General features: G+C 46.5%; 7 protein-coding genes. All 7 read left to right on the forward strand.

Annotated features, from left to right (window positions below):
* Positions 1–635 (forward strand): cobalt-precorrin-4/precorrin-4 C(11)-methyltransferase (locus tag LUQ50_RS01355; protein ID WP_300035035.1); only part of this gene is annotated, 635 nt, incomplete at its 5' end.
* Positions 632–1,507, forward strand: coding sequence for a cobalt-precorrin 5A hydrolase (gene cbiG, locus LUQ50_RS01360; protein WP_300035039.1), 876 nt, complete (start codon positions 632–634; stop codon positions 1,505–1,507). The genes LUQ50_RS01355 and cbiG, both read left to right, overlap by 4 nt.
* Positions 1,476–2,276, forward strand: a complete 801-nt coding sequence (gene cobJ, locus LUQ50_RS01365; protein ID WP_367278930.1) for a precorrin-3B C(17)-methyltransferase — start codon at positions 1,476–1,478, stop codon at positions 2,274–2,276. The genes cbiG and cobJ overlap by 32 nt, the downstream gene beginning before the upstream one ends.
* On the forward strand, positions 2,224–2,883 hold the full coding sequence (locus LUQ50_RS01370; RefSeq protein WP_300035053.1) for a precorrin-8X methylmutase: 660 nt from the start codon (positions 2,224–2,226) through the stop codon (positions 2,881–2,883). Before cobJ ends, LUQ50_RS01370 begins: the two co-directional genes overlap by 53 nt.
* Positions 2,849–3,904: a cobalt-precorrin-5B (C(1))-methyltransferase gene (locus LUQ50_RS01375; protein WP_300035041.1), complete on the forward strand. Its 1,056-nt coding sequence runs from the start codon at positions 2,849–2,851 to the stop codon at positions 3,902–3,904. Before LUQ50_RS01370 ends, LUQ50_RS01375 begins: the two co-directional genes overlap by 35 nt.
* Positions 3,901–4,482 (forward strand): cobalt-precorrin-7 (C(5))-methyltransferase, encoded by a 582-nt coding sequence (locus LUQ50_RS01380; RefSeq protein ID WP_300035044.1) that lies wholly within the window; start codon positions 3,901–3,903, stop codon positions 4,480–4,482. Before LUQ50_RS01375 ends, LUQ50_RS01380 begins: the two co-directional genes overlap by 4 nt.
* Before the next feature lie 424 nt (positions 4,483–4,906).
* The gene (locus tag LUQ50_RS01385) at positions 4,907–6,448 is read left to right on the forward strand and encodes a hypothetical protein (protein WP_300035047.1); all 1,542 of its coding nucleotides are present in this window, start codon (positions 4,907–4,909) and stop codon (positions 6,446–6,448) included.
* The last annotated feature ends 130 nt before the right edge of the window (positions 6,449–6,578 follow it).

Raw genomic sequence — 6,578 nt, forward strand, 5'->3', positions numbered from 1 at the left:
CGAATCTCCTTATTTATGCTGGATCCCTGGTTAACCCGGAGTTGGTACAGAGATCTCCAGCTGCTGAAAAATATGACAGCAACGGGATGTCCCTGGAAGAGATGACTCCCCTGATGGTTCAGGCAGCCCAGGAAGGAAAGACAGTTGTACGGTTACATTCGGGAGACCCGGCATTGTATGGAGCAATCATCGAACAGATGGAACTCCTCAAGGTTGAAGGAATTGCAGTTGAGGTTGTCCCCGGGGTTTCATCTCTTTTCGGTGCTGCAGCGGCGTTGCAGACTCAGTTAACCCTTCGAGGAGTATCTGAATCGGTTATCATTACACGACCAGCCGGAAAGACACTGGGACAGGATCATATATCTGATTACTCCCGGCACCATGAGACCATGGCAATTTTTCTTGGCTCTGATCGGTTAAGCGAAGTAACAGCCAAGGTCAGGCACCCAACCCATACTCCGGCAGTAGTAATATTTCACGCAACCTGGCCGGATCAACTAATTATCAGGGGAACTGTTGAAGATATTGCTCAAAAAGCACATGATGCAGGTGTCAACCGTTCTGCACTGCTTCTCATTGGAGAAGTCTTTGGTGAGGAACTTCCCGGGCATATCAGATCAGAATTATATTCATGACCATAACAATCATAACTGCTCTCCCATATTTTGAAAATAACGCCAGAATTGTGGCTTCTGCTATAGGTGGGACATTTGTCCCATACCACGAAGCCGTTTTTTACGATGCTGTGCAAACAGCGGACAGAGTCGTTGCGATGATGGCGACCGGGATTGTAATGCGGAAGATTGCCCCCCTTCTCACAGACAAATGGAAAGATCCTGCGATTCTGGTGATAAGCCCAGATATGAAATTTGTGATCCCGTTAACCGGAGGGCATCACGGAGGAAATGAACTTGCCTACGAGTTAGAAGAGAAAATCGGACTAATTCCGGTTATCACTACCGCTACAGAGGCCACCGGAAAGCCATCAGTAGAGGGGATTGCCAGAGAACGACACCTTCGTATCGTAAACACCGACTCAACCCGGATATCTAACGCTGCGATTCTCTCAGGGAGCGCAAATTTATTCACGCTGGATGGGCCAGGGATGATTATTGCGGGAAAAGGGGTCTCATTTCTTGTATCTGATGCACCTTATACTGCAGGGATTGGCTGCCGGAAAGGGACACCATCAGAGGAGATCATTACTGCGATTGATGAGGCACTCCGATCTCACGCAATACCCCGGACAGATATTTGTATCTATGCCACCAGTACCCTGAAACTTCATGAACAGGGGCTAACAGATGCAATCCGCGAGATAGGAGGCAATCTGATCTATCTAGATCAAAAAACACTGTGCAGGGAGTCAGTTGTATCAGATTCTGCCGCAGAACGATTTGGCCTCCCCGGGGTTGCAGAACCAGCTGCGCTTGCGGTATCATACCGAAAAGAACTCATTATGGAGAAAACAGTTTATGGAAATGTCACCATCGCCTTTGCCCGATAATACCATCACGGGCAGGCTTTATATTATAGGGATTGGACCCGGTTCACCTGGAATGCTGACCAGGCATGCTGAAACGGCGCTCACAGAGTCTGAGGTAATTATTGGAAATGATTTTTATCTGGATCAGATCTCTCACCTGCTTGATGGAAAAACCGTGATCAGGAGTAGGATGGGAAAAGAAGTCGATCGTGCGCAGGAGTGTATCAATCTTGCAAAAAAAACGAGCGTAGCCATGGTTTCAGGAGGAGATCCTGGAGTGTATGGGATGGCAAGCATTGTTCTGGAAGTCCTCAAACATTCAGGAGATGATATTCCGGTAGAAATTGTCCCTGGGATCACAGCCGCTACCGCAGGTGCAGCGCGACTTGGATCTCCACTTTCAGGTGATTTTGCCGTAGTCAGCCTCTCTGATCTCCTCACACCACGGGAAGTAATTCGAGCAAGACTTTCAGCTCTGTTTTCAATAAAAATACCAGTAGTCCTCTATAACCCGAAGAGCAGAACCAGAACAGAACAACTTGGTGAGGCTATCACACTAGCGTTGCAGTATCTTCCTCCTGAAACCCCTGTTGGAGTAGTCCGAAATGCATACCGGGAGGATGAATCAACCCTCTATACAACACTCGGAAAAGTCTGTGAGATTGAGGATCTGATCGATATGCATGCTGTAGTGTTTATAGGTGGAGAAGAGACAAGATTCTGGAAAAGAGGCGATGATGTCAAAGGAATTATCACACCACGGGGATACCACCGGAAATACCTATATTGATCTCGGGGCAGATACACGGGAGGGCTATGCAATATCTTCCCGATCCCGGAAAATGGCACGCAATGCGATCGGAGACAATACACCTGAAGACAGGATCCGTCAACGATGTTCTATCGCAGTTGGGGACTTTGCGATGGCTGATCTGATGAGGTTCTGCCATGAGCCGATATCAGCAGGTCTTGCTGCATTAGCCGCAGGTGTCCCGATATTCACTGATATCAGGATGGTTCAGACAGGTATCCAGAAAAAAGGGCACTCCAGCCGGGTAGTCTGTGTATTGGATATTCCAGCCGATGTTCCACTTCAAGCAGACATAACACGGACTTCTGCAGGATTCCTTGCTATACGGGATCAACTGGGGGGAGCAATCATCGTAATTGGAAATGCGCCATCAGCGCTTTTGGTCGTATGTGATATGATCCGTGAGGGAACCAGACCGGCATTGGTAATCGGAACCCCAGTAGGATTCGTAAATGCAGCGGAATCAAAAGAGGTACTCAGGACAGTTGATATCCCCTCTATTTCAAATGAAGGAACCAGGGGCGGAACACCGGTTGCAGTAGCAGCACTGAATGAGATCATCACTATCTTTGTATCAAAGCAATAACGGAGGAGATCACGTGATCGATCCGGTGAGTGGGTTTTGTTATCCTGCTTCATGGATATCAGCTTGCACTAGTGTTGAAGCACGTGAAGCAGTAAAGGTGGGTCTTGCTGTTCTTACTGCGGACGGGACAATCAGAAAGCGCGGGTTCACAACAGGCACTACCGCTGCTGCCGCTTCAAAAGCGGCAGTCCTTTCGATAAAGAGTCAAATCACCGGAACCGTCACCATTATGACCCCGGTAGGTATCAGGGTATCAGTAGAAGCACAGGGTGTTAATGGTCATGGAATCAGCCAAAAATATTCAGGTGACTATCCAGGAGATGTTACTGCCGGGATAACATTTCACGCTTCGGCCACTCCGGTTGCCAATGGGATTGAAATCACGTGTGGAGAGGGCATCGGAATATGGAAACGAAAAAACCCACGATACCAGATCGGATCTCCTGCAATAAGTCCGCCTGCATTGAGTGAGATACAAAATGCCATTACAGAGGCAATCACAGAAGTGGGAATTCCCGGAGCCCACGTAATTATCTCTGCAGAAAATGGAAAGGCAATTGCAACTCATACCCTGAATGCGAAAATAGGGGTGGAAGAAGGGATTTCAGTTTTGGGATCTACTGGCTTTGTAGAACCCTGGGATGATCACCTTGAGGAGACCGTCATGGAACGTGTTTCATCTGCACAAAAAGTTGTCCTTACTACCGGGAGAATTGGACTTATGCATGCAAGACTTCTCTTTCCCACCCACGAAGTTATCTTGGTAGGTTCCCGACTCGGGCATGCACTGCCCATAGCAAAGGGTGAGGTGATCATCTGTGGTCTGCCAGCACTGATCCTGAAATATATCAATCCCAAATTCCTGGATGATTCCGGGTATGATTCAATAGAAGAGATGATTGGGACTGATGAATTTGATCATCGGTCTGATGAGTCACTATCCCATTTTTGCGAACAACATCCGGGAGTGCACATCGTCCTGCTCAGCCGGGAAGGATCGATCATCAAAGAGGCCCCATGAAGATCGTCGGTGTTGGATGCGGACCTAATCTCCTGACCAGTCAGGCAGAGATGGTGATCAGATCTGCAACCCATATTGTTGGATCGGAACGAGCAATTGCTCTGGTAGAAGAAAAAATCCCTTCAGGTTGTGATGTAAGAGTAATCGAGGATTATCGTGCATTGAGAGCGCTCCCGGAGGATACCGTGATTCTATCCACAGGTGATCCGATGCTTTCAGGCCTTGGATATCTCCCAGGGGAGATCATTCCAGGGATATCATCAGTACAACTCGGGGCTGCACGACTCCATATTCCCTTAACCAGACTTCTGGTTCTTACCGCACACGGACGTGGTCATGAAGAGACCATCTCGATCGCATGTGACGAGGTTGAACGGGGTAAAACAATCTGTTTGATCACAGACCCATCTTTCAGTACCGATACACTCGTAGCAAAACTCAAACATCACCCAGAATGTCGTATGATTATCTGCCAGGATATTGGCTACCCTGAAGAACAGATTATTGAAGGGACTGTGAAAAACCCGCCACACCCCACTTCCGGGATGTACATATTGTTTCTTCTTTCACAAACCTAAAGCCATATCAAGGCCTTGGATTTTAGTTTTTCCAAAAGGGATTGGTCCCTGTGTTGACCTTGGGCAGTCAACCGGTTAATGAGGTTTCACAGAGACCAATGGGGTCTTCATCGAACAATGCCCTCCTACAACAACAGGAGTGATAACCGCATTTGATGGGGGGTGTGAAATGAGGTATTTCACATGTATGCGTCAGGTGTTATTCGGATGGGGGGATGTGTTATCACTACGTTGTTAGCTGCAGAGAGGTAAGGAATAGTTTATTTTTGACCTATATTAAATTTAGGGAAGAAGATTAGATATTTATTGAAACAAGGGCATAATTACGTTCAGTCAATTAGGCAACCGCATTGTAGTTCAAATAAAACTTTTAGGTTAGAGATGAAAGAACAGGAATAAATAAATCGACTGCCTATATGAGTATGTGAAGACAACAACCCGGGTCAAGAAAATAAACGGGCATGAATACCTGTACGAAATAACTTATTATTACGACAAGGAGACCCGGCGGACTCGGCAAAAAAGCAGATATCTGGGGAAGTATGTTGATGGAAAACCGGTTCGGGTCAGGGAAAAAGCTAAGAGTCCTGAACGAGTATACGCGTATGGCGAACTGATTCCCTACCTTAACGCTATCCGTACACTTGATCTCTCAGGAATTTTGGAAACTCACCTGACTGAACATGAAACCCGAATCTGTCTCACTCTGGCAATTGCTGCCCTGACATGTCCAGATGCGATTTATAATCCGGGGGCATGGTTTGAAGGAACGGCACTCTCCCGCGTTTATCCCGGGTTAAAAATATCCAGCCAGACCGTTTCAAAACTCCTTAAAAAGATCGGCGAAACTGGCATTTCAATGGATATCTGTCGTACCTATATCAGTAGGAGGGAGACTGCAGAGAGCAGAGTATATGACCTCATGATCCCCCAACTCCGTTTTTCTGCCGCAAATAAACGGCATAAATCTAATGTTCAATTTTTTGATCAGGTATCCCTCTATTATGATCGGGATTTGAGCGTCCCTGCAGCATACATGCCCCACCCAAAAAATTTAACCGCCACCCGCCTGGTAAAAAATGCAGTTGCCGGGATGCACATCTTTCATTATCGAAATACCACCCTTATATCGGGAAGAGAATTTAATTCAGCCATGAATATTTACGGACTCATTTTTAGTGGTACCCCCTTTGTAATCCCCATCAATCCAGATAATGAACTTGTACGGGAAGAGATCAGACGCCACCGCAGTGAATTAATGCACCCTAAGAACCTCAAGATATTTCATGGGGAAACATTGTTTGTAGTGCCCATCACCATCCCTGTCGAATCGGTACAGATGCACGGATATATCTGTTATAGTCCCCGGCAGGATGAAGAGGAGCGAAATGAGTATACTGAGGATCTGGATCTCATCATTGAAAGTCTCCATAATATCCCGATTTACCGTTGGACTGATCCCGCTGATGCAGTGCTAGATATTGCAGGGAAATATGAGCAATTCATCCAATGGAAAGTTGACGATAACAGACTGATGGTGAATGTAAAACAGAAAGCGGTCGCACGGCAACTCAGGGATGCAGGAGTCTCAGTTCTTCTCTATGCAGGTGGTGAATTTCAGTGGGACCAGTGCATGCAATGGACATCAGAGCAACAGGAGGATGAGGAGTTCTTTAGTACGGTTACCAGCCGGCTGCAGATCTATCCCCACACCGTAGATGCTGAAACGATCAGACAGGGGATATACCTCATTGCTTTCATAAGCCTAATGCTAAAGCGGTGGGTTGAACGCCAATTAGAAGCCGCGGGTCTGTTAAGTGTCTCCAGTATACAGAAGATCATGATTGATCTTGAGAAGATCCGTCTTATTGGGTTAGGCAATGATCGCACCGTGGTTACCGGCCTTCATCCCAGGCAACAAGACATCCTTGAAAGCCTCAAATGGCAGATCGATCTTCAAATTTAATCTATTAATCTACAGAGATAAACATACTTTTATTCAACCAATCACCATAATCATCATTTAGGCAGATCTAAGCAGTTGATCCTAAACTATACCACATTTTAGGCAGAGTATTTCAAAAATAATTCAGAGA

It is taken from the genome of Methanospirillum sp., assembly GCF_028679455.1.
Taxonomy (GTDB): Archaea; Halobacteriota; Methanomicrobia; order Methanomicrobiales; family Methanospirillaceae; genus Methanospirillum.